Below are 21628 nucleotides of genomic sequence, written 5' to 3'. Positions count from 1 at the left end.
TTGTTCATGCCGGATGCGGCATGAACGCCTTAGCCGGCATGCAAAATCTTGAAAACTCAATACATTGCAGGAATCCCGTAGGCCTGATATGTATGACGCATCAGGCAAGATCTACGTATTTACAACCGCCCCTGCCCCTTCAACCACTCACGTACCAGGAACAGCGCGCTGACATTGCGCGCTTCATTGAAGTCAGGATCTTCGAGCAAATCCATCATATGCGCCAGCGGCCAGCGAACCTGCGGTAGCGGCTCTGGCTCATCGCCTTCCAGCGATTCCGGGTAGAGATCTTGCGCCACCACAATATTCATTTTGCTGGAAAAGTAAGACGGCGCCATGCTGAGTTTCTTCAAAAAAGTCAGATCGTTCGCACCAAATCCCACTTCTTCTTTTAGCTCGCGGTTAGCTGCTTCGTAGACGCTTTCACCGGGATCAATCAGCCCTTTCGAAAACCCTAACTCGTAGGATTCAGTTCCCACCGCGTACTCACGAATCAGGATCAGATGGTCGTCCACAATAGGCACAATCATCACCGCTTCCCTGTTGGTTGGACGCATTCGTTCATAAACACGCCGCACGCCATTGCTGAACTCCAGATCCACGCTTTCGACGGTAAACAGTCGGGAACGGGCTACAGTTTCAACATTCAGAATGGTGGGTTTTTGTAATGATTTTCTCATTGTGGAATCTTTGCAGTGAAATCAGTATTTATTGTGCGATATCGGACACCGTTTCGGCAATGTGAATTGCATGTTATTTACATTTATGCAACCTGATAAATAATCGTTCTCAAATCAAATTAAAAGTCAATAGGTTGAAATAACTCCAGGAATTTGCTGATATTCCGCCCTCAGAGGGTTTGCTATGATCAGCGGTTACTGGGATGCGCTTAATGATGCTCAAGTTCAACTCCACGCTTGCCGATAGCCAACCGCAGAATCCTATATTGTGTCCAGGGTGCGAATAATCACGCCTGACAAATTAAGTAAGATGGGGAAAGCATGAGCACCATTGTGATTTTTTTAGCTGCTTTGCTGGCCTGCTCACTACTTGCGGGATGGCTGATAAAAACCCGCACCAGGCGGCGACAATTGCCCTGGGCTAACGCCTTCGCTGATGCGCAAACGCGCAAACTCACTTCTGAAGAACGTAGCGCCGTTGAAAATTATCTCGAAAGCCTGACGCAGATTTTGCAGGTTCCCGGTCCGACGGGTGCCAGCACAGCGCCTGTCTCTCTGACGCTGAACGCCGAAAGCAATAATGTGATGATGCTGACGCACGCTATCACACGTTATGGCATCTCTACCGACGATCCCAATAAATGGCGCTACTACCTTGACTCGGTAGAAGTCCACCTGCCGCCTTTCTGGGAGCAGTACATCAACGACGAAAACACCGTTGAACTGATTTATACCGACTCACTCCCATTAGTCATTTCACTCAACGGCCATACGCTGCAAGAGTATATGCAGGAGACTCGCGGTTACACGTTACAACCTATTCCATCAACGCAGGCATCGATTCGCGGTGAAGAGAGCGAACAAATTGAGTTGCTCAACATTCGCCAGGAAACGCACGAAGAGTATGCACTTAGCCGCCCACGAGGATTGCGGGAAGCGCTGCTGATTGTCGCCTCATTCCTGATGTTCTATTTCTGCCTGGTGACCCCGGATGTATTTGTCCCGTGGTTGGTTGGCGGCGCGCTGCTGCTGCTGGGTGCGGGCCTGTGGGGATTATATGCGCCACCTGCCAAATCCTCCCTAAGGGAAATCCACTGCCTGCGCGGGACACCGCGTCGCTGGGGGCTGTTTGGTGAAAACTCTCAGGAACAGATTAACAATATTTCGCTTGGTATTATCGATCTGGTCTACCCCGCGCACTGGCAACCTTACATTGCCCAGGATCTCGGACAACAAACCGATATCGATATCTACCTCGACCGTCACGTCGTGCGCCAGGGGCGCTATCTTTCGCTGCATGACGAAGTAAAAAACTTCCCGTTGCAGCACTGGCTACGCAGCACGGTTATCGCAGCCGGTTCGCTGATAGTCTTGTTTATGCTGCTGTTCTGGATCCCACTGGATATGCCGCTGAAATTCACTCTCTCGTGGATGAAAGGCGCGCAGACTATTGAGGCCACCAGTGTTAAACAACTTGCGGACGCTGGCGTACGCGTAGGCGATACCTTACGTCTAAGTGGTACAGGCATGTGTAATATCCGCACTTCCGGCACCTGGAGCGCGAAAACCAATTCACCGTTTTTGCCGTTTGACTGCTCGCAAATCATCTGGAATGACGCCCGTTCATTGCCATTACCGGAATCGGAACTGGTTAACAAAGCTACGGCACTGACCGAAGCAGTAAACCGTCAACTGCACCCTAAACCAGAAGATGAATCACGCGTCAGTGCCTCATTACGTTCTGCGATTCAGAAATCCGGCATGGTTTTGCTTGATGACTTTGGCGACATCGTACTGAAGACAGCAGATCTCTGTGCAGCCAAAGATGATTGTGTGCGCTTAAAAAACGCCCTGGTGAATCTTGGCAACAGTAAGGACTGGGACGCACTGGTGAAACGCGCCAACGCAGGAAAACTTGATGGTGTGAATGTATTACTCCGCCCGGTGAGCGCAGAATCGCTGGATAATCTGGTGGCGACTTCCACCGCACCGTTTATCACTCATGAAACGGCGCGAGCGGCACAATCACTGAATAGCCCAGCGCCTGGCGGCTTCCTGATTGTCAGCGACGAAGGCAGCGATTTTGTCGATCAACCGTGGCCAGCAGCCTCACTTTATGACTACCCGGCGCAAGAACAATGGAACGCTTTCCAGAAGCTGGCGCAAATGTTGATGCATACACCGTTTAACGCCGAGGGGATCGTCACCAATATTTTCACCGATGCCAACGGCACGCAGCATATCAGCTTGCACCCTATTCCGGACCGTTCTGGCCTGTGGCGCTATCTCGGCACCACATTACTGCTACTGACGATGTTCGGCTGTGCCATCTATAATGGCGTGCAGGCCTGGCGTCGTTACCAGCGTCATCGCACCCGCATGATGGAGATTAAGGAATATTACGAAAGCTGCCTGAATCCGACGCTGCTCACGTCTTCAGAAAGCCTCATCGAATAACACGTTTGCGCGGCAGGTTATGCTACCCTGTCGCGCAAATTGCTTCACTCTGGAGATTTCCCCCATGCATATCAACATTGCTTGGCAGAACGTAGACACCGTTCTGCTGGATATGGACGGCACGTTGCTCGACCTCGCCTTCGATAACTATTTTTGGCAAAAGCTGGTGCCTGAAACATGGGGCGCGAAAAACGGTGTTACGCCACAGGAAGCAATGGAATATATGCGCCAGCAATATCACGACGTGCAGCATACGCTAAACTGGTACTGTCTTGATTACTGGAGCGAGCAACTGGGTCTGGATATCTGTGCGATGACCACCGAGATGGGGCCGCGTGCTGTGTTGCGTGAAGATACTATTCCGTTTCTCGAAGCGCTGAAAGCCAGCGGCAAGCAGCGAATTTTGCTCACTAACGCCCATCCACATAACCTGGCCGTTAAACTTGAGCATACGGGTCTGGACGCACACCTTGATTTATTACTTTCCACCCACACATTTGGTTATCCGAAAGAGGATCAGCGGTTATGGCATGCGGTGGCCGAAGCTACGGGTCTGAAAGCTGAAAGAACGCTGTTTATTGATGACAGCGAAGCCATTCTCGATGCTGCCGCGCAATTTGGTATTCGTTACTGTCTCGGCGTCACCAACCCTGACTCTGGAATAGCCGAAAAACAGTATGAACGCCATCCGTCACTGAATGACTACCGCCGCCTGATCCCCTCGCTAATGTGAAGGAGACGCCATGAAAGAAAAACCGGCTGTTGAGGTTCGACTGGATAAATGGCTATGGGCCGCCCGTTTTTATAAAACCCGCGCGCTGGCCCGCGAAATGATTGAAGGCGGTAAGGTGCATTACAACGGGCAACGCAGCAAGCCGAGTAAAGTCGTCGAGCTGAATGCCACGCTCACGCTGCGCCAGGGAAATGACGAACGAACGGTGATTGTAAAGGCGATTACTGAACAGCGTCGCCCCGCCAGCGAGGCGGTCTTGTTGTATGAAGAGACTGCGGAAAGTGTAGAGAAACGCGAAAAAATGGCACTGGCACGTAAACTTAATGCCTTAACCATGCCGCACCCGGACCGGCGCCCGGACAAAAAAGAGCGCCGTGACCTGTTACGATTTAAACACGGCGACAGTGAATAACTGTCACCTGCAAGAGAGATGATTATGCCGCAACATGACCAATTACATCGCTATCTGTTTGAAAACTTTGCCGTTCGCGGCGAACTGGTAACCGTTTCGGAAACCCTGCAACAGATCCTTGAGAATCACGATTATCCGCAGCCGGTGAAAAACGTGCTGGCAGAACTGCTGGTCGCGACCAGCCTGTTGACCGCTACGCTGAAGTTTGATGGTGATATCACCGTACAGCTGCAAGGCGACGGTCCGATGAATCTGGCGGTTATTAACGGTAACAACAAACAGCAGATGCGTGGTGTGGCGCGCGTGCAGGGCGAAATTCCAGAAAATGCCGACCTGAAAACGCTGGTCGGCAATGGTTACGTGGTGATCACCATTACCCCGAGCGAAGGCGAACGCTATCAGGGCGTGGTTGGTCTGGAAGGTGATACCCTGGCGGCTTGCCTGGAAGATTACTTTATGCGTTCTGAACAGCTGCCGACGCGCCTGTTTATTCGCACCGGTGACGTAGACGGCAAACCGGCTGCGGGCGGTATGTTGTTGCAGGTAATGCCTGCGCAAAATGCCCAGCAAGACGACTTCGACCACCTGGCGACGCTGACCGAAACCATCAAAACTGAAGAGCTGCTGACGTTACCGGCAAACGAAGTTTTGTGGCGCTTATACCACGAAGAAGAGGTGACGGTTTACGATCCGCAGGATGTTGAATTCAAATGCACCTGCTCGCGTGAACGTTGCGCAGGCGCGCTGAAAACGCTGCCGGATGAAGAAGTTGATAGCATCCTCGCGGAAGAAGGCGAAATTGACATGCATTGTGATTACTGTGGTAACCACTATCTGTTCAATGCAATGGATATTGCCGAGATCCGCAACAATGCGTCTCCGGCAGATCCGCAGGTTCATTAATCCCATGTCCGGCAGAGATGACTCTGCCGGACATCATGACTAAGTTGCCTGATGCGCTGCACTTATCTGGCCTACGGATTAAATGCAATTTATCGCAGGCAAGATAAGGCGCCACATCCAAACGCGCTGTCACTCATTCAGATTCAAATCCAGCGTTTCACCATCCACCGTAAGATCGCGCCACACTTTAGGCTTTGTCCCCAGTTTTCCATCCTTCGCCGCTGTGAGTAATTTCTCTTTCGTTATTACACGCGGAAGTGAACTCATCGTAATCTCTTTCCATTCTTTCCCGGCAGGATCAACACCATAGACAATGACTCTTTCATCATTAAAGGCAAACAGGATCCGCTCAGCCCTACCATCACTATTCAGATCTTGCTCTACCAGCACGCAGGCATCTTTTTCAATACATATCATTGCGTTATAGCGATTTTTCATCACTACCGACCAGAATGTCGTATCAGGTTTGCCAGAACCTGGGGCAATAAATACATTATCAGCTAATGCTTTTTCCGATATCTGCTGCTGAAGACGTTGCACTCCATCAAACGCCATCAGCAGACCCCGCCTGCGTTTCGGGTCTTTCATATACTCGACATCGCTTTTCAGCGACTCAAGCGCTGCACGCCCATAGCGACCGCTATGTTCGAGCATGTAGATACTTACCTGGTCTGGCGTGTTCTTGCCACTCTGATAACGCGCCATATGGCTGTTCACGCTAATGCGCATACTGTCCAGCACCGGTGAATTAAGAAGCACCAGTATCACCAGCACCAATAACGAAACCGTAAGGTTCACTTTGCCCTGAAGAACAAGGGGATTTTGCCCTTTACGCCAGGCAATACTGACGAAATACCCCAGCGACCAGACCAGTAACACCACCACTGCCAGTGCGCCGTGCAAGCGTTCGGCAGTCCAGCCGTATTGAGCGACCCGCATCCATATAGCCCAGGCGGCGATCAGCACATAGAGCGGCGCCACCAGCAGAGACGTTTTTATCAGGCAACGCAACGGGCCAGTCCAGGGAAGCGTTGCTTTTTGCGGATCGCGGACAATGGCCATTAAGAGCAACTGCAAAAAGGCCAGAGTTAAAAGCAGCCCAGCGGCGGAGATGTGGCGGGAAATCGTATTCAAACCAGCAAAGGGCAAAGTGATAATAAACAGCAGCGTCAGCAGTGAAACCAGTGGTAGCAAACCTGTAGCGATTAACGTGAAGAGCTTTTGAATAGAGGCGATTAACCGCGATTGAGTCCGCGCAAGAATGACTGCCAGAGCGGTAACCAGGCCCAGCGTAAGATAAATAAACCAGTCGGTTGAAAAAAAGAGGGTACTGAAAAACGTGATGCCAACAAGTTTAAATAACTCACTCCACAGTAAAAGTACCAGCCATGTCAGACCATTAGTGATCAAAATCACCATCAATATTAGAGCGTTATGCCACGCTGACTGGTAAAAAAAGCTATAGTTCGTTCGCTCTTTTCTGTCGTGCAAATTCAGTTGTATCCAGGGCAATAACAACATCGCCATTAACAGCAGATAACAACCAAATTCCCAGAGTTCCTGGTCCGCTCGCCAGGGACTCATGCCATCAATTTGCCACTTCAGCCAGCCGCTCATCGCCAGGGTGGTAATAAATACCAGCGCCAGCCACCCCCACAAACGCTTCTGTTTGAAGGATTCCACGGTGAATAACAAAACGGATGAAAGCGCCACGGTCGCAGGAATGCCGTAAACAATCCAGTTGTTATTGTCCACAGCCAGCCAGGTTATCAGAAAATAGCAAACCAGCCCCTGGATTAATCCAGTGGCGACCATTCCCCACCGTGTTGCAGGTGAAATTTCAACGTTATCCATGTTCGTGATCCGGAATCAAAAGGAAGGTTAATTATTGCATTCAGGCAGTACTAATATTTATTTTAAGAAAAATTTACAAAAAATTTTGCGGTGGTGAATCGATACTTTACTGATTGATTTTACATAAATTTCAATCAAGAATGAGATTTAACTCACATTATAATGGCCAATTAAACTAACATTTAACCTTTTAGGAACATTTTCCACACCTGGAATGCTATTTCTGCGATAATAGCAACCGTTTCGTGACAGGAATCACGGAGTTTTTTGTCAAATATGAATTTCTCCAGATGCGTAAATCTATGAGCCTTGTCGCGGTTAACACCCCCAAAAAGACTTTACTATTCAGGCAATACATATTGGCTAAGGAGCAGTGAAATGCGCGTTAACAATGGTTTGACCCCGCAAGAACTCGAGGCTTATGGTATCAGTGACGTACATGATATCGTTTACAACCCAAGCTACGACCTGCTGTATCAGGAAGAGCTCGATCCGAGCCTGACAGGTTATGAGCGCGGGGTGTTAACTAATCTGGGTGCCGTTGCCGTGGATACCGGGATCTTCACCGGGCGTTCACCAAAAGATAAGTATATCGTCCGTGACGATACGACTCGCGATACCTTCTGGTGGGCAGACAAAGGCAAAGGTAAGAACGACAACAAACCTCTCTCTCCGGAAACCTGGCAACATCTGAAAGGCCTGGTGACCAAACAGCTTTCCGGCAAACGCCTGTTCGTGGTTGATGCTTTCTGTGGCGCTAACCCGGATACTCGCCTTTCCGTACGTTTCATCACCGAAGTGGCCTGGCAAGCGCATTTCGTCAAGAACATGTTTATTCGCCCGAGTGATGAAGAGCTGGAAGGTTTCAAACCTGACTTTATCGTCATGAACGGCGCGAAGTGCACCAACCCGCAGTGGAAAGAACAGGGTCTGAACTCTGAAAACTTCGTGGCGTTTAACCTCACCGAGCGCATGCAGCTGATTGGTGGCACCTGGTACGGCGGCGAAATGAAGAAAGGGATGTTCTCAATGATGAACTACCTGCTGCCGCTGAAAGGTATCGCTTCTATGCACTGCTCCGCCAACGTTGGCGAGAAAGGCGATGTTGCGGTGTTCTTCGGCCTTTCCGGCACCGGTAAAACCACCCTTTCCACCGACCCGAAACGTCGCCTGATTGGCGATGACGAGCACGGCTGGGACGATGACGGTGTGTTTAACTTCGAAGGCGGCTGCTACGCGAAAACCATTAAACTGTCGAAAGAAGCAGAGCCAGAAATCTATGGCGCTATCCGTCGCGATGCACTGCTGGAAAACGTCACTGTACGTGAAGATGGCACCATCGACTTTGATGATGGTTCAAAAACCGAGAACACCCGCGTTTCTTATCCGATCTATCACATCGATAACATCGTTAAGCCAGTTTCCAAAGCGGGCCACGCGACTAAAGTTATCTTCCTGACCGCAGATGCTTTTGGCGTACTGCCGCCGGTTTCTCGCCTGACTGCCGATCAAACTCAGTACCACTTCCTCTCAGGCTTCACCGCCAAACTGGCTGGTACAGAGCGTGGCATCACCGAACCGACACCAACCTTCTCTGCCTGCTTCGGCGCGGCATTCCTGTCGCTGCACCCAACTCAGTACGCAGAAGTGCTGGTAAAACGTATGCAGGCAGCGGGCGCGCAGGCATATCTGGTTAACACTGGCTGGAACGGCACTGGCAAACGTATCTCCATTAAAGATACCCGCGCCATTATCGACGCCATCCTCAACGGTTCGCTGGATAACGCAGAAACCTTCACTCTGCCGATGTTTAACCTGGCGATCCCGACCGAACTGCCGGGCGTAGACACGAAGATCCTCGATCCGCGTAATACCTACGCTTCCCCGGAACAGTGGCAGGAAAAAGCTGAAACGCTGGCGAAACTGTTTATCGACAACTTCGATAAATACACCGACACCCCAGCGGGTGCCGCGCTGGTAGCGGCTGGTCCGAAGCTGTAATCAGCAGATATCTCACTGGCCCCTTATCCAAACGGATAAGGGGTTTTTTTATATCTAATTAGCTACCAATATGTACATGGTACACTTATAATTATCAATAGACCGCAGGATGCATTATGTTCACGTTTATTGAACTACAAGGATTTAGCAAACGCCGCCAGTTATTGTTGCCTGATGATGAGTTCCGGGCTTTTCAGGAACTACTCATTCAAGATCCATCTGCCGGTGACATTATCGCGGGCACAGGCAGTTTCAGAAAAATTCGCTGGAACCGTTCTGGAATGGGGAAACGGGGTGGCATTCGGATAATTTATTACAACGTGACACGCAATGGCCGAATTTATCTGGCGTTGATTTATCCTAAAAATGAACAGGATGATTTAACAGAAGAACAAAGAAAGGCATTGAAACTATTGTCCGAGAAGCTGCTTTAATGTTGAAGCTCCACAAATTCCACCATGGCCGAAATGCCAACGGAGACATTGAAAACAGATGAAAGATGAATTATTTGCTGATCTTCTTGCCAGCGCAGAAGAAATGGTACGCATCGAAAAGGGTGAAAAAACGCCTGAACCAGAGCACGTCCATACTTTTAGCGAAATCGATGTAAAAGCGATCCGTGAAGCAACTGGCTTACGCCAGCAAGATTTTGCTGTCGCCGTAGGGGTAAGTTATGACCTGGTAAAAAGCTGGGAAACCAAACGCCGTCAACCTACCGGAGCACCTCGAAAATTGCTCCTGCTTTTGCAAGCGAATCCTTTCATTATCAATCAATTGAAAACAATCTAAAAACGGGAGGTACTTTCGCCTCCCGTTTATTTACCCTTCTTTTGTCGTGCCCTGCGCCCGCGTTACCGGTAATGGCAGCCAGGCGCGAATAGAAAGCCCGCCCCGCTCGCTGGTGCCAAGCTCCAGCATCCCGTTATGGTTATCCACGATACGCTGCACAATCGCCAGGCCTAGTCCCGTGCCGCTAATGGTGCGCGCACTGTCGCCGCGGACAAAAGGCTGGAACAGATGCTTACGCTGTTCAGGCTCGATACCCGGACCGTCGTCTTCCACCTGGAACCAGGCGCGATTTGGCTCGGTGCCACTGCTGACTTTGATCCAACCATTGCCATAGCGGGCAGCGTTCACCACCATATTCGCCACCGCACGTTTGATTGACAGTGGATGCATTTTCACTTCTATGCAGCCAGGATAAAGCGCGGTATCAATTTCACGCTCATAGCCACTTTCCGCGGCAATCACCTCACCAAGCACCGCATTAAGATCCGCCAGTTCCATCGGCATCTCCTGACCAGTACGCAGGTAGTCGATAAACTGCTCAATGATGGCGTTGCACTCTTCGATATCTTTGTTGATCGATTCCGCCAGGTAGCCATCCTGCTCGCTCATCATCTCGGTCGCCAGGCGAATACGCGTCAGTGGCGTGCGCAGGTCATGACTTACCCCTGCCATCAGCAGCGTGCGGTCATCCGCCAGTTGCTTAACACCAGCCGCCATATGGTTGAAGGCTCGGGTAACCGAACGCACCTCCGAAGCGCCATATTCACGCAGTGGCGGCGGAATAATCCCCTTACCCACCTGCAAAGCAGCGTGTTCGAGATCAACAAGGGGTCGATTCTGGATACGAATAAACAGCCATGCCCCACCTATCGCCAACAGCATAATCGCCAGCGTATAGCGGAACAGCGGAGAAAAATCGCCCTGATGAATTTCGGTCAGCGGCACACGTACCCAGATATTGGGCGACAGCCAGGTTTTCAGCCAGACGACAGGCGAGCTTTTGTTAACCTCGACGCGAACTTCCGTCGGACCGCCCAGCTGCTGCGCCATCTGATGGCTTAAGAATTCATAGTGTTGCGCCCAACGCAGCCCGGCCTCTTCGGCAGCTTCGTTGGAATAGAGAGAGATCCCCAGCTCACGGTAGATCTCCCGACGGAAAGCGGGAGGCACAACCAGCTGCGTGCCGTCCTCCAGTTGCAGTTTGTCGGTCATCAACATACGCACTTCGTACGCGAGGACTTTATTAAACTGCTGGAGGCTCGGCAAAATCGCGAAGTTCAGCACCACCAGATAAGTCGTCACCAGGCTGACGAACAGCAAGGTGACGATGAGCAATAACGTGCGGGCAAATGAACTTCGTGGCGAGAAGCGCAATCGCCTCATGCTTTAGAACCGTCCGGCACGAAAACGTAGCCCAGACCCCAAACGGTCTGAATGTAACGCGGATGCGCCGGATCTTCTTCCACCATGCGGCGCAGACGAGAGATCTGCACGTCGATGGAACGTTCCATTGCGGAATATTCACGGCCACGGGCAAGGTTCATCAGCTTATCGCGGGAGAGCGGCTCACGCGGGTGGCTGACCAGCGCCTTCAGAACCGCAAATTCACCGCTGGTCAGCGGCATCGGTTCATCTTCGCGGAACATTTCACGCGTACCCAGGTTAAGTTTGAACTTACCGAAAGCAATCACAGCTTCTTCCTGTGACGGCGCACCCGGCAGTTCATTCGCCTGACGACGCAGCACCGCACGGATGCGGGCCAGCAATTCACGCGGGTTAAATGGTTTTGGAATGTAATCGTCAGCACCAATTTCCAGGCCAACGATACGGTCAACTTCTTCCCCTTTCGCCGTTACCATAATGATCGGCATCGGGTTACTCTGGCTACGAAGACGTCGGCAAATCGACAAACCATCTTCACCAGGTAACATCAAATCCAGTACCATAAGATGGAAAGATTCACGAGTCAGCAGGCGATCCATCTGTTCTGCATTAGCGACGCTTCGAACCTGGAAGCCTTGTTCGGTGAGATAACGCTCCAGCAGCGCACGCAAGCGCATGTCGTCATCGACCACCAGAATCTTGTAGTTCTCTTGCATTGTTTGTACTCCCAAAGGTTCGCAACAATTTGTAAGCGTGTATTCTTAAAAAAGCTCACGTTCGTCACCAGCTAAATCTGGTATGAATTTCAGCCTAAATTGTTACAAAGCATATTAAACAGCGGCTTAAGTATACAATTTATTCAGCGAAACATTATTGATTCTGTTGATATGATCACGTTATACCCAATGTGCGCATTATCAAACAGACAAAGGGAATCAACGAGATGAAAACGCCCCTGGTTACCCGGGAAGGGTATGAAAAACTCAAACAAGAGCTAAATTATCTCTGGCGTGAAGAGCGCCCGGAAGTCACAAAGAAGGTGACCTGGGCCGCAAGTCTGGGCGACCGCAGCGAAAATGCTGACTATCAGTATAATAAAAAGCGCCTGCGTGAAATCGACCGTCGTGTGCGCTATCTCACTAAATGCATGGAAAATCTCAAAATCGTCGATTACTCGCCCCAGCAGGAAGGTAGAGTTTTCTTTGGCGCGTGGGTAGAGATTGAAAACGACGATGGCGTGACTCACCGTTTCCGTATCGTCGGCTACGATGAAATCTTTGGCCGTAAAGATTACATCTCTATCGATTCCCCGATGGCCCGCGCATTGCTGAAAAAAGAGGTGGGCGATCTGGCGGTGGTGAATACCCCTGCCGGGGAAGCGAGCTGGTATGTTAATGCTATCGAGTACGTGAAACCGTAAGGAAGAGTCTTAACCTCCTGCCGATGGCTGGCATTTTTGCCAGCCAGTCCGTATAACTATCCCCTGATTTTTGATCCGAAAAGATGAACTCAAACCATGATGAATGATTCGTTCTGCCGCATTATTGCGGGTGAAATTCAGGCGCGCCCGGAACAGGTTGACGCAGCCGTTCGCCTGCTTGACGAAGGGAATACCGTGCCGTTTATCGCACGTTATCGTAAGGAAATCACCGGCGGTCTGGATGACACGCAGCTGCGTAATCTGGAAACGCGTCTGAGCTATCTGCGCGAGCTGGAAGAGAGACGTCAGGCTATTCTCAAGTCCATTTCTGAGCAAGGCAAACTCACCGACGAGCTGGCGAATGCCATCAACGCTACCTTGAGCAAAACCGAACTCGAAGACCTCTACCTGCCTTACAAACCGAAACGTCGTACCCGCGGGCAAATCGCCATTGAAGCAGGGCTTGAGCCGTTGGCTGACCTGCTGTGGAGCGATCCATCACACACGCCAGAAGTCGCCGCTGCACAATATGTTGATGCCGATAAAGGCGTGGCAGATACCAAAGCCGCGTTGGACGGCGCGCGCTATATCCTGATGGAACGCTTTGCCGAAGATGCCGCGCTGCTGGCGAAAGTGCGTGATTATCTGTGGAAGAACGCGCATCTGGTGTCGACCGTAGTGAACGGTAAAGAAGAGGAAGGCGCGAAATTCCGCGACTATTTCGATCATCACGAACCGCTGTCAACGGTGCCTTCTCACCGCGCGCTGGCGATGTTCCGTGGGCGTAACGAAGGTGTACTCCAGCTTTCGCTGAATGCCGATCCGCAGTTCGACGAGCCGCCGAAAGAGAGCTATTGCGAGCAAATCATCATGGATCATCTCGGCCTGCGCCTGAACAATGCCCCGGCGGATAGCTGGCGCAAAGGCGTGGTGAGCTGGACGTGGCGCATCAAGGTGCTGATGCACCTGGAAACAGAACTGATGGGAACCGTGCGCGAACGTGCGGAAGATGAAGCGATTAATGTCTTTGCCCGTAACCTGCACGATCTGCTGATGGCGGCCCCTGCCGGACTGCGTGCGACGATGGGCCTCGATCCGGGTCTGCGTACCGGGGTAAAAGTAGCGGTGGTCGACGCAACGGGCAAACTGGTAGCAACCGATACCATTTATCCGCACACCGGACAGGCCGCAAAGGCGGCGATGACCATTGCCGCCCTGTGTGAAAAACATAATGTTGAATTGGTAGCGATCGGTAACGGTACGGCTTCCCGCGAAACCGAGCGTTTCTATCTTGATGTCCAGAAGCAGTTCCCGAAGGTTACCGCGCAGAAAGTGATCGTCAGCGAAGCTGGCGCGTCGGTTTACTCGGCTTCCGAGCTGGCAGCGCAGGAGTTCCCGGATCTCGACGTTTCTCTGCGTGGCGCAGTATCTATCGCCCGCCGTTTGCAGGATCCGCTGGCGGAGCTGGTGAAAATCGATCCGAAATCTATCGGCGTTGGTCAGTATCAGCATGACGTCAGCCAGACGCAGCTGGCCCGCAAGCTGGATGCAGTAGTAGAAGACTGCGTAAACGCCGTTGGCGTTGATCTGAATACTGCTTCTGTTCCGCTGTTAACTCGCGTGGCGGGCCTGACGCGCATGATGGCGCAAAACATCGTGGCCTGGCGCGATGAAAATGGTCAGTTCCAGAACCGTCAGCAACTGTTAAAAGTGAGCCGTCTGGGGCCGAAAGCCTTCGAACAGTGCGCGGGCTTCTTGCGCATTAACCACGGCGATAACCCGCTGGACGCGTCTACCGTTCACCCGGAAGCCTATCCGGTGGTGGAACGCATTCTGGCAGCAACACAGCAGGCGCTGAAAGATCTGATGGGTAACAGCAGTGAACTGCGTAATCTGAAAGCGTCTGATTTCACCGATGAGAAATTCGGTGTGCCGACAGTAACCGACATCATCAAAGAGCTGGAAAAACCGGGTCGCGATCCGCGTCCGGAATTTAAAACCGCTCAGTTTGCTGATGGCGTCGAAACGATGAACGACCTGCAACCGGGTATGATCCTCGAAGGTGCTGTCACCAACGTCACCAATTTTGGTGCTTTTGTTGATATCGGCGTACATCAGGACGGCCTGGTTCACATCTCTTCTTTGTCGAACAAGTTTGTGGAAGATCCGCATACCGTGGTGAAAGCAGGCGACATTGTGAAGGTGAAAGTGCTGGAAGTGGATCTTCAGCGTAAACGTATCGCCCTGACCATGCGTCTGGACGAGCAGCCTGGCGAAACCAACGCTCGTCGCGGCGGCGGTAACGATCGCCCGCAAAACAACCGCCCGGCAGCCAAACCGCGTGGGCGTGAAGCGCAGCCTGCCGGTAATAGCGCGATGATGGATGCGCTGGCGGCAGCAATGGGCAAAAAACGTTAAACGCTCCGACTGGCCTACGGTTCGAATTTGCACGAAATCGTAGGCCAGATAAGGCGTTCACGCCACATCTGGCAACGAACGCCTTGCCTGACATAAAAATGCCGGAGAATATCTCCGGCATTTTTATTCCGCAACGAAACTCACACTATATTTCGTTAATATTTATCACAACATTAACAATTGAAACCTTAATAAAACATTAAGCAGCCATAATAATTCGTCCTCCGAATTATATTTTTGCTCCGATATAACCTTGAGCCACATCAACATTCACGCAGATTATTATCTAAACCAACATTCGCACACATTTTAAGTATTGCTGATAGAAACCATTCTCATTATCATTGTACTGTTGATTATTTAATCTCTCCTTCGTTGGCAAATCATCTGGTCCCATGTTGCTGTCAAACGCCCCATGAGGTAGTTATCCAGTTAATGAGAAACAAGTAGGCACCTATGCAATACACTCCAGATACTGCGTGGAAAATCACTGGCTTTTCCCGTGAAATCAGCCCGGCATATCGTCAGAAGCTGCTTTCTCTTGGCATGTTACCTGGCTCCTCTTTTAATGTGGTGCGCGTCGCTCCACTCGGCGATCCCATTCATATCGAAACCCGTCGTGTAAGCCTGGTATTACGCAAAAAAGATCTGGCCTTATTAGAAGTGGAAGCGGTTTCCTGTTAATACGGTGATAACAACAATGAAAAAATTAACCATTGGCTTAATTGGTAATCCAAATTCTGGCAAGACAACCTTATTTAACCAGCTCACCGGAGCACGTCAGCGTGTAGGAAACTGGGCTGGCGTTACCGTCGAGCGTAAAGAGGGTCAGTTTTCCACCACCGATCATCAGGTCACGCTGGTGGACCTGCCCGGTACTTATTCTCTGACTACTATTTCATCGCAGACGTCGTTGGACGAGCAAATCGCCTGCCACTACATTTTGAGTGGCGACGCCGATCTGCTGATTAACGTGGTGGATGCGTCTAACCTTGAGCGTAACCTGTATCTGACGCTACAACTGCTGGAACTCGGTATTCCCTGCATCGTGGCACTGAACATGCTCGACATTGCCGAGAAGCAAAATATTCGCATTGAAATTGATGCGCTGTCGGCGCGTCTTGGCTGCCCGGTGATCCCGCTGGTTTCCACGCGTGGTCGCGGTATCGAAGCTCTGAAACTGGCGATTGACCGCTACAAAGCCAACGACAATGTAGAACTGGTGCATTACGCACAGCCGCTGCTCAACGAAGCAGATTCACTGGCAAAAGTGATGCCGTCCGACATTCCGCTGAAACAGCGTCGCTGGCTGGGTCTGCAAATGCTGGAAGGCGATATCTACAGCCGCGCCTACGCCGGTGAAGCGTCGCAGCATCTGGATGCCGCCCTCGCCCGTCTGCGTAATGAGATGGACGATCCGGCGCTGCATATTGCCGATGCGCGTTACCAGTGTATTGCTGCTATCTGCGATGTGGTAAGCAACACGCTGACGGCAGAACCCAGTCGCTTCACCACGGCAGTGGATAAAATCGTGCTCAACCGTTTCCTCGGCCTGCCGATTTTCCTCTTTGTGATGTACCTGATGTTCCTGCTGGCTATCAACATCGGCGGGGCGTTACAGCCGCTGTTTGACGTCGGCTCCGTGGCACTATTTGTGCATGGTATTCAGTGGATTGGCTACACGCTCCACTTCCCGGACTGGCTGACTATCTTCCTCGCCCAGGGCCTGGGTGGCGGTATTAACACTGTGCTGCCGCTGGTGCCGCAGATCGGCATGATGTACCTGTTCCTCTCCTTCCTCGAGGACTCCGGTTATATGGCGCGTGCGGCGTTTGTGATGGACCGTCTGATGCAGGCGTTGGGCTTGCCGGGGAAATCCTTTGTGCCGCTGATCGTCGGCTTCGGTTGTAACGTGCCGTCTGTGATGGGTGCGCGAACTCTTGATGCGCCGCGTGAACGCCTGATGACCATTATGATGGCACCGTTTATGTCCTGCGGCGCGCGTCTGGCTATCTTCGCAGTATTTGCGGCTGCCTTCTTCGGGCAGAACGGCGCGCTGGCGGTCTTCTCGCTGTATATGCTGGGTATCGTGATGGCGGTGCTGACTGGCCTGATGCTCAAGTACACCATCATGCGCGGTGAAGCGACGCCGTTTGTCATGGAGCTGCCGGTCTACCACGTACCACACGTTAAGAGTCTGATTATCCAGACCTGGCAGCGTCTGAAAGGCTTCGTGATGCGCGCAGGTAAAGTGATCATCATCGTCAGCATTTTCCTGAGCGCCTTCAACAGCTTCTCGTTGAGCGGGAAAATCGTCGATAACATCAACGACTCGGCACTGGCTTCCGTTAGCCGTGTGATCACCCCGGTCTTCAAACCGATTGGCGTACATGAAGATAACTGGCAGGCAACGGTTGGCCTGTTTACAGGTGCCATGGCGAAAGAAGTGGTGGTGGGTACGCTCAACACTCTCTACACCGCAGAAAATATTCAGGACGAAGAGTTCAATCCAGCAGAATTTAACCTCGGTGAAGAGCTGTTCAGCGCGGTAGATGAAACCTGGCAGAGCCTGAAAGACACCTTCAGTCTTAGCGTACTGATGAACCCCATTGAAGCAAGCAAAGGCGACGGCGAAATGGGTACCGGGGCGATGGGCGTGATGGATCAGAAATTCGGTAGCGCAGCTGCCGCTTACAGCTACCTGATTTTCGTCCTGCTGTATGTACCGTGCATCTCGGTGATGGGAGCCATCGCCCGTGAATCAAGCCGTGGCTGGATGGGCTTCTCCATCCTGTGGGGGCTGAATATCGCTTACTCGCTGGCAACATTGTTCTATCAGGTTGCCAGCTACAGCCAGCATCCAACCTACAGCCTGATGTGCATTCTGGCGGTTATCCTGTTTAACATCGTGGTTATCGGTTTGCTGCGCCGCGCGCGTAGCCGGGTGGATATCGAACTGCTGGCAACGCGCAAATCGGTAAGCAGTTGCTGTGCAGCCAGCACCACTGGCGATTGCCACTAAGGATACAGCAATGGCTTCGCTCATTCAGGTGCGTGATTTGCTGGCGTTACGGGGCCGTATGGAAGCGGCCCAGATAAGCCAGACATTGAACACTCCACAGCCAATGATTAACGCCATGCTGCAACAACTGGAAAGTATGGGCAAAGCAGTGCGGATTCAGGAAGAACCTGACGGCTGCCTCTCCGGCAGTTGTAAAAGCTGCCCGGAAGGAAAAGCCTGCCTGCGCGAGTGGTGGGCGCTGCGTTAACCTTACTCCACCGCCTGTTTTGAAAAGCCCGGTATGCGTTTGCTACCGGGCTTTTTTTTGCGTGCGGCTTTCCATAAAAATGCAATTCTTGCAGCACAGCGTAAGTTCCTCTGAAAGCGTCTCGCAGGGATGAAAACTGGCTAATGCACAGGTGTGGAGTGGCGCGTAGAGTCGCGGCATTCAAACAACAGGTGAAGGAACGCCATGAGCAAAAAGCAGAGTTCCACCCCACACGATGCACTGTTCAAACTCTTTTTACGCCAACCGGACACGGCACGCGATTTTCTTGCGTTCCATTTACCGGCCCCCATTCACGCGCTCTGTGATATGAAAACCCTCAAGCTGGAGTCGAGCAGTTATATTGATGACGATCTGCGTGAAAGCTACTCCGACGTGCTGTGGTCGGTGAAAACCGAGCAAGGACCAGGATACATCTATTGCCTGATTGAACATCAAAGCACCTCAAACAAACTGATCGCATTTCGCATGATGCGTTACGCCATTGCCGCAATGCAAAACCACCTTGATGCCGGATACAAAACGTTGCCGATGGTGGTGCCGTTGTTGTTTTACCATGGTATTGAAAGCCCCTATCCCTATTCGCTGTGTTGGCTGGATTGTTTTGCCGCTCCCAAACTGGCAAGGCAGCTCTATGCCTCTGCATTTCCGCTGATTGATGTCACCGTCATGCCTGATGATGAAATCATGCAGCACCGACGTATGGCGCTGCTGGAGTTAATTCAAAAACATATTCGTCAACGCGACCTGATGGGGCTGGTAGAGCAAATGGCCTGCTTATTAAGTAGTGGATACGCTAATGACAGACAAATCAAAGGGCTGTTTAATTACATCTTGCAAACCGGCGATGCGGTGCGTTTTAACGATTTTATCGACGGTGTTGCCGAACGTTCACCGAAACACAAGGAGAGTTTAATGACTATTGCGGAAAGATTGCGGCAGGAAGGGGAACAATCCAAAGCCCTACATATAGCCAAAATAATGCTTGAGTCGGGAGTCCCTCTTGCAGACATCATGCGCTTTACCGGGGTGTCAGAAGAAGAGTTGGCTGCGGCGAGTCAGTAGACACTATCCCCTGCTTAAGTGCTACTTTGTGCTATCTTGTATGTAACACAAAGTAGCACTTAAGGAACTAATATGCAGACAGTGAAATTACGGCAACAAGGAGGAGCCATGATCGTTACTATCCCACGAGATCTTGCTACCGATCTTGGCTGGTCACCGGGCACAGAGCTTACCGTGGAGAAAAAAGGCGATAGTGTTAATTTGCGCCCCACAGAGCACAAACCGCGTGGGCGTCTTACCGTCGCGCAGTTGTTGAGCCAGATCGATGAAAACGAAATTACGGAGTTAAATCAGTCCACAGAAGGATGGGCTGAAGGAAAAAAAGGTAATGAAGCATGGTAAAGGCAAGGACGCCACATCGTGGAGAGATATGGTATTTTAACCCTGATCCGGTTGCCGGACATGAACTTCGCGGACCACATTATTGCATTGTGGTAACGGACAAAGAACTCAACAATGTTTTAAAAGTTGCTATGTGCTGTCCAATTTCAACAGGCGCAAATGCAGCGCGTTCCACAGGGGTGACAGTGAGCGTCCTCCCCCATGATACGCAAACCGGTAGCCTGCATGGCGTTGTACTTTGTCACCAGCTAAAAGCCGTCGATCTTATTGCCCGTGGCGCTAAATTTCATACCGTTGCCGATGAAGCATTGATTAGTGAAGTTATCAGTAAACTGGTGAATTTAATCGACCCACAATAATTAGCTCTCACTTACCACCTACACCCTCTGCTTCAACGCCACCAGCAGGTGACAAAACTCGTCCGGATGTGAAATAAACGGCGCATGGGCCGCTTTGGCGAAGATGTATGACTCGCTGTGCGGCCAGAGTTCATCCAGCATCGGCACCACTTTGCGCGGCACCAGACCGTCGAGATAGCCATACAATCGCAAAAACGGCATGGGTACGTTTTGCAGCGGCAAGCGCAAATCGACCGTTTTGAGGATTTCCAGCCCGCCATTAAGCACATCGACCTCCGGCATCGGCAACGCCAGAACGGTTTTCTTCAGCGCCCGCGCATCCTGGCGTGCCGTTTCGGTACCCATGGTTTGTAACGCCAGGAACCGTTCCACCGTGCGCTGGAAATCTTCACTGAGTTGCTGTTGGAAACCTGCCAGCACGTCCGGTTTTATCCCCGGCCACTCGTCACGAGCACTAAAACACGGCGACGATGCCACGGTGACCAGCGCCTGAACGCGCTCGGGATGGGTTAACGCAATCTGGCTTGCCACCAGTCCGCCAAGGCTCCAGCCCAGCCAAATGGCTTTGTCCGGTGCCTGTTGCAACACGACGTTAGCCATCTCAGAAAGCGACACTGCGCCAAACCCCTGGCTGCGCCCAAAGCCCGGCAGATCAACAAGGTGCAGCGTAAAATGCGAGCTAAGTTCCTCGTCAATGCAACGCCACACTTCGGCATTCAGTCCCCATCCGTGCAGCAGCACAAGATGAACATTCCCCTGACCTTTGGTCTGCCACCAGATGTTATTCATCGGCTATTGTTCTCTTTTTACTTACAAGGATGAACATATGCTAACAGTACCGGGATTATGCTGGCTATGCCGAATGCCGCTGGCGTTAGGTCACTGGGGGATTTGTTCGGTATGCTCTCGTGCCGCCCGTACAGATAAAACGCTATGCCCACAATGTGGATTACCTGCCACACACCCACATCTTCCTTGCGGTCGCTGCCTGCAAAAACCGCCGCCCTGGCAAAGACTGGTCACGGTCGCCGACTATGCGCCCCCCTTAAGTCCGCTCATCCACCAGCTTAAGTTTTCTCTACGCAGCGAAATCGCCAGCGCCCTGTCACGTCTGTTACTATTAGAAGTCTTACACGCCCGTCGGACTACCGGATTACAACTGCCGGATCGCATCGTCAGCGTCCCGTTATGGCAGCGCCGTCACTGGCATCGGGGGTTTAATCAGAGCGACTTGCTGTGTCAGCCGTTATCACGCTGGTTGAATTGCCAATGGGATAGCGAAGCCGTCACGCGTACACGAGCCACTGCGACCCAGCATTTCCTCAGCGCCCGACTACGCAGACGCAATCTGAAGAATGCTTTTCGCCTTGAATTGCCCGTGCAAGGTCGCCATATGGTGATTGTGGATGATGTCGTTACCACCGGAAGTACCGTCGCAGAGATTGCGCAGCTGCTTTTACGCAATGGTGCGGCGACAGTCCAGGTCTGGTGCCTTTGTCGAACCTTGTAGAGCCTCGATGATGGG

Annotated in this window: 21 protein-coding genes; 16 read left to right on the top strand and 5 right to left on the bottom strand. The window is 51.7% G+C overall.

From position 1 onward, the window contains the following. Nucleotides 1-119 precede the first annotated feature (119 nt). The gene (nudE, locus tag FEK43_RS20940) at nucleotides 120-680 is read right to left on the bottom strand and encodes an ADP compounds hydrolase NudE (protein WP_126511443.1); all 561 of its coding nucleotides are present in this window, start codon (nucleotides 678-680) and stop codon (nucleotides 120-122) included. 321 nt (nucleotides 681-1001) lie between these two features. Between nudE and igaA the strand changes: the two genes are divergently transcribed. The 4 genes from igaA to hslO all read left to right on the top strand — a co-directional run bounded on the left by igaA (nucleotide 1002) and on the right by hslO (nucleotide 5185). Further along, complete coding sequence (gene igaA, locus FEK43_RS20935; protein ID WP_130261026.1) at nucleotides 1002-3137, top strand: intracellular growth attenuator protein IgaA; 2136 nt, start codon at nucleotides 1002-1004, stop codon at nucleotides 3135-3137. A 64-nt stretch (nucleotides 3138-3201) separates the two neighbouring features. Next, nucleotides 3202-3870 carry a GMP/IMP nucleotidase gene (gene yrfG / locus FEK43_RS20930; RefSeq protein ID WP_135408042.1) on the top strand — a complete coding sequence of 223 codons (669 nt, stop codon included), beginning with the start codon at nucleotides 3202-3204 and terminating at the stop codon, nucleotides 3868-3870. A gap of 10 nt (nucleotides 3871-3880) precedes the next feature. Beyond that, nucleotides 3881-4282, top strand: a complete 402-nt coding sequence (gene hslR / locus FEK43_RS20925; RefSeq protein ID WP_000660493.1) for a ribosome-associated heat shock protein Hsp15 — start codon at nucleotides 3881-3883, stop codon at nucleotides 4280-4282. A gap of 24 nt (nucleotides 4283-4306) precedes the next feature. Continuing rightward, a complete protein-coding gene (hslO, locus tag FEK43_RS20920) occupies nucleotides 4307-5185 on the top strand; it encodes an Hsp33 family molecular chaperone HslO (protein ID WP_130208979.1) in 879 nt (292 codons plus the stop codon). 129 nt (nucleotides 5186-5314) lie between these two features. On the opposite strand, the gene FEK43_RS20915 is transcribed toward hslO, so the two are convergent. Continuing rightward, nucleotides 5315-7039: a DUF4153 domain-containing protein gene (locus FEK43_RS20915; protein WP_135408044.1), complete on the bottom strand. Its 1725-nt coding sequence runs from the start codon at nucleotides 7037-7039 to the stop codon at nucleotides 5315-5317. A 378-nt stretch (nucleotides 7040-7417) separates the two neighbouring features. Between FEK43_RS20915 and pckA the strand changes: the two genes are divergently transcribed. The 3 genes from pckA (at nucleotide 7418) to nadS (ending at nucleotide 9829) form a co-directional block, all read left to right on the top strand. Next, a complete protein-coding gene (gene pckA, locus FEK43_RS20910) occupies nucleotides 7418-9040 on the top strand; it encodes a phosphoenolpyruvate carboxykinase (ATP) (protein ID WP_130208983.1) in 1623 nt (540 codons plus the stop codon). A 116-nt stretch (nucleotides 9041-9156) separates the two neighbouring features. Further along, on the top strand, nucleotides 9157-9474 hold the full coding sequence (locus tag FEK43_RS20905) for a type II toxin-antitoxin system RelE/ParE family toxin (RefSeq protein WP_130208985.1): 318 nt from the start codon (nucleotides 9157-9159) through the stop codon (nucleotides 9472-9474). Between the two features lie 58 nt (nucleotides 9475-9532). Continuing rightward, on the top strand, nucleotides 9533-9829 hold the full coding sequence (nadS, locus tag FEK43_RS20900; protein ID WP_130208987.1) for a NadS family protein: 297 nt from the start codon (nucleotides 9533-9535) through the stop codon (nucleotides 9827-9829). Between the two features lie 30 nt (nucleotides 9830-9859). On the opposite strand, the gene envZ is transcribed toward nadS, so the two are convergent. Further along, nucleotides 9860-11212, bottom strand: coding sequence for a two-component system sensor histidine kinase EnvZ (gene envZ, locus FEK43_RS20895; RefSeq protein WP_135408046.1), 1353 nt, complete (start codon nucleotides 11210-11212; stop codon nucleotides 9860-9862). Further along, nucleotides 11209-11928 (bottom strand): two-component system response regulator OmpR, encoded by a 720-nt coding sequence (ompR, locus tag FEK43_RS20890; RefSeq protein ID WP_001157751.1) that lies wholly within the window; start codon nucleotides 11926-11928, stop codon nucleotides 11209-11211. Before ompR ends, envZ begins: the two co-directional genes overlap by 4 nt. 227 nt (nucleotides 11929-12155) lie before the next feature. On the opposite strand from ompR, the gene greB reads away from it, so the two are divergent. The 8 genes from greB (at nucleotide 12156) to FEK43_RS20850 (ending at nucleotide 20103) form a co-directional block, all read left to right on the top strand. Further along, nucleotides 12156-12632 carry a transcription elongation factor GreB gene (greB, locus tag FEK43_RS20885; protein ID WP_167850492.1) on the top strand — a complete coding sequence of 159 codons (477 nt, stop codon included), beginning with the start codon at nucleotides 12156-12158 and terminating at the stop codon, nucleotides 12630-12632. A 96-nt stretch (nucleotides 12633-12728) separates the two neighbouring features. Then, on the top strand, nucleotides 12729-15050 hold the full coding sequence (locus FEK43_RS20880) for a Tex family protein (protein WP_135408048.1): 2322 nt from the start codon (nucleotides 12729-12731) through the stop codon (nucleotides 15048-15050). 456 nt (nucleotides 15051-15506) lie between these two features. Continuing rightward, nucleotides 15507-15734: a ferrous iron transporter A gene (feoA, locus tag FEK43_RS20875; protein WP_001200455.1), complete on the top strand. Its 228-nt coding sequence runs from the start codon at nucleotides 15507-15509 to the stop codon at nucleotides 15732-15734. Between the two features lie 16 nt (nucleotides 15735-15750). Continuing rightward, nucleotides 15751-18072, top strand: a complete 2322-nt coding sequence (feoB, locus tag FEK43_RS20870; RefSeq protein WP_135408050.1) for a Fe(2+) transporter permease subunit FeoB — start codon at nucleotides 15751-15753, stop codon at nucleotides 18070-18072. Between the two features lie 10 nt (nucleotides 18073-18082). Continuing rightward, entirely contained in the window at nucleotides 18083-18319 is a 237-nt protein-coding gene (gene feoC, locus FEK43_RS20865; RefSeq protein WP_000157586.1) for a [Fe-S]-dependent transcriptional repressor FeoC, read from the top strand. A gap of 204 nt (nucleotides 18320-18523) precedes the next feature. Next, nucleotides 18524-19402 carry a recombination-promoting nuclease RpnA gene (gene rpnA / locus FEK43_RS20860; RefSeq protein WP_135408053.1) on the top strand — a complete coding sequence of 293 codons (879 nt, stop codon included), beginning with the start codon at nucleotides 18524-18526 and terminating at the stop codon, nucleotides 19400-19402. Between the two features lie 72 nt (nucleotides 19403-19474). Then, nucleotides 19475-19744, top strand: a complete 270-nt coding sequence (locus tag FEK43_RS20855) for an AbrB/MazE/SpoVT family DNA-binding domain-containing protein (protein ID WP_130261031.1) — start codon at nucleotides 19475-19477, stop codon at nucleotides 19742-19744. Continuing rightward, entirely contained in the window at nucleotides 19738-20103 is a 366-nt protein-coding gene (locus FEK43_RS20850) for a type II toxin-antitoxin system PemK/MazF family toxin (RefSeq protein WP_130208999.1), read from the top strand. Before FEK43_RS20855 ends, FEK43_RS20850 begins: the two co-directional genes overlap by 7 nt. A gap of 18 nt (nucleotides 20104-20121) precedes the next feature. Here FEK43_RS20850 and bioH read toward each other — a convergent pair whose 3' ends face one another. Beyond that, nucleotides 20122-20892 carry a pimeloyl-ACP methyl ester esterase BioH gene (gene bioH, locus FEK43_RS20845; RefSeq protein ID WP_135408055.1) on the bottom strand — a complete coding sequence of 257 codons (771 nt, stop codon included), beginning with the start codon at nucleotides 20890-20892 and terminating at the stop codon, nucleotides 20122-20124. 37 nt (nucleotides 20893-20929) lie between these two features. Between bioH and gntX the strand changes: the two genes are divergently transcribed. Further along, nucleotides 20930-21613, top strand: a complete 684-nt coding sequence (gene gntX, locus FEK43_RS20840) for a DNA utilization protein GntX (protein ID WP_130261034.1) — start codon at nucleotides 20930-20932, stop codon at nucleotides 21611-21613. Nucleotides 21614-21628: the final 15 nt, after the last annotated feature.

This window comes from Escherichia sp. E2562 (genome assembly GCF_005781075.1).
GTDB lineage: Bacteria > Pseudomonadota > Gammaproteobacteria > Enterobacterales > Enterobacteriaceae > Escherichia.
This window is presented reverse-complemented; position numbering and strand designations above follow the sequence as displayed.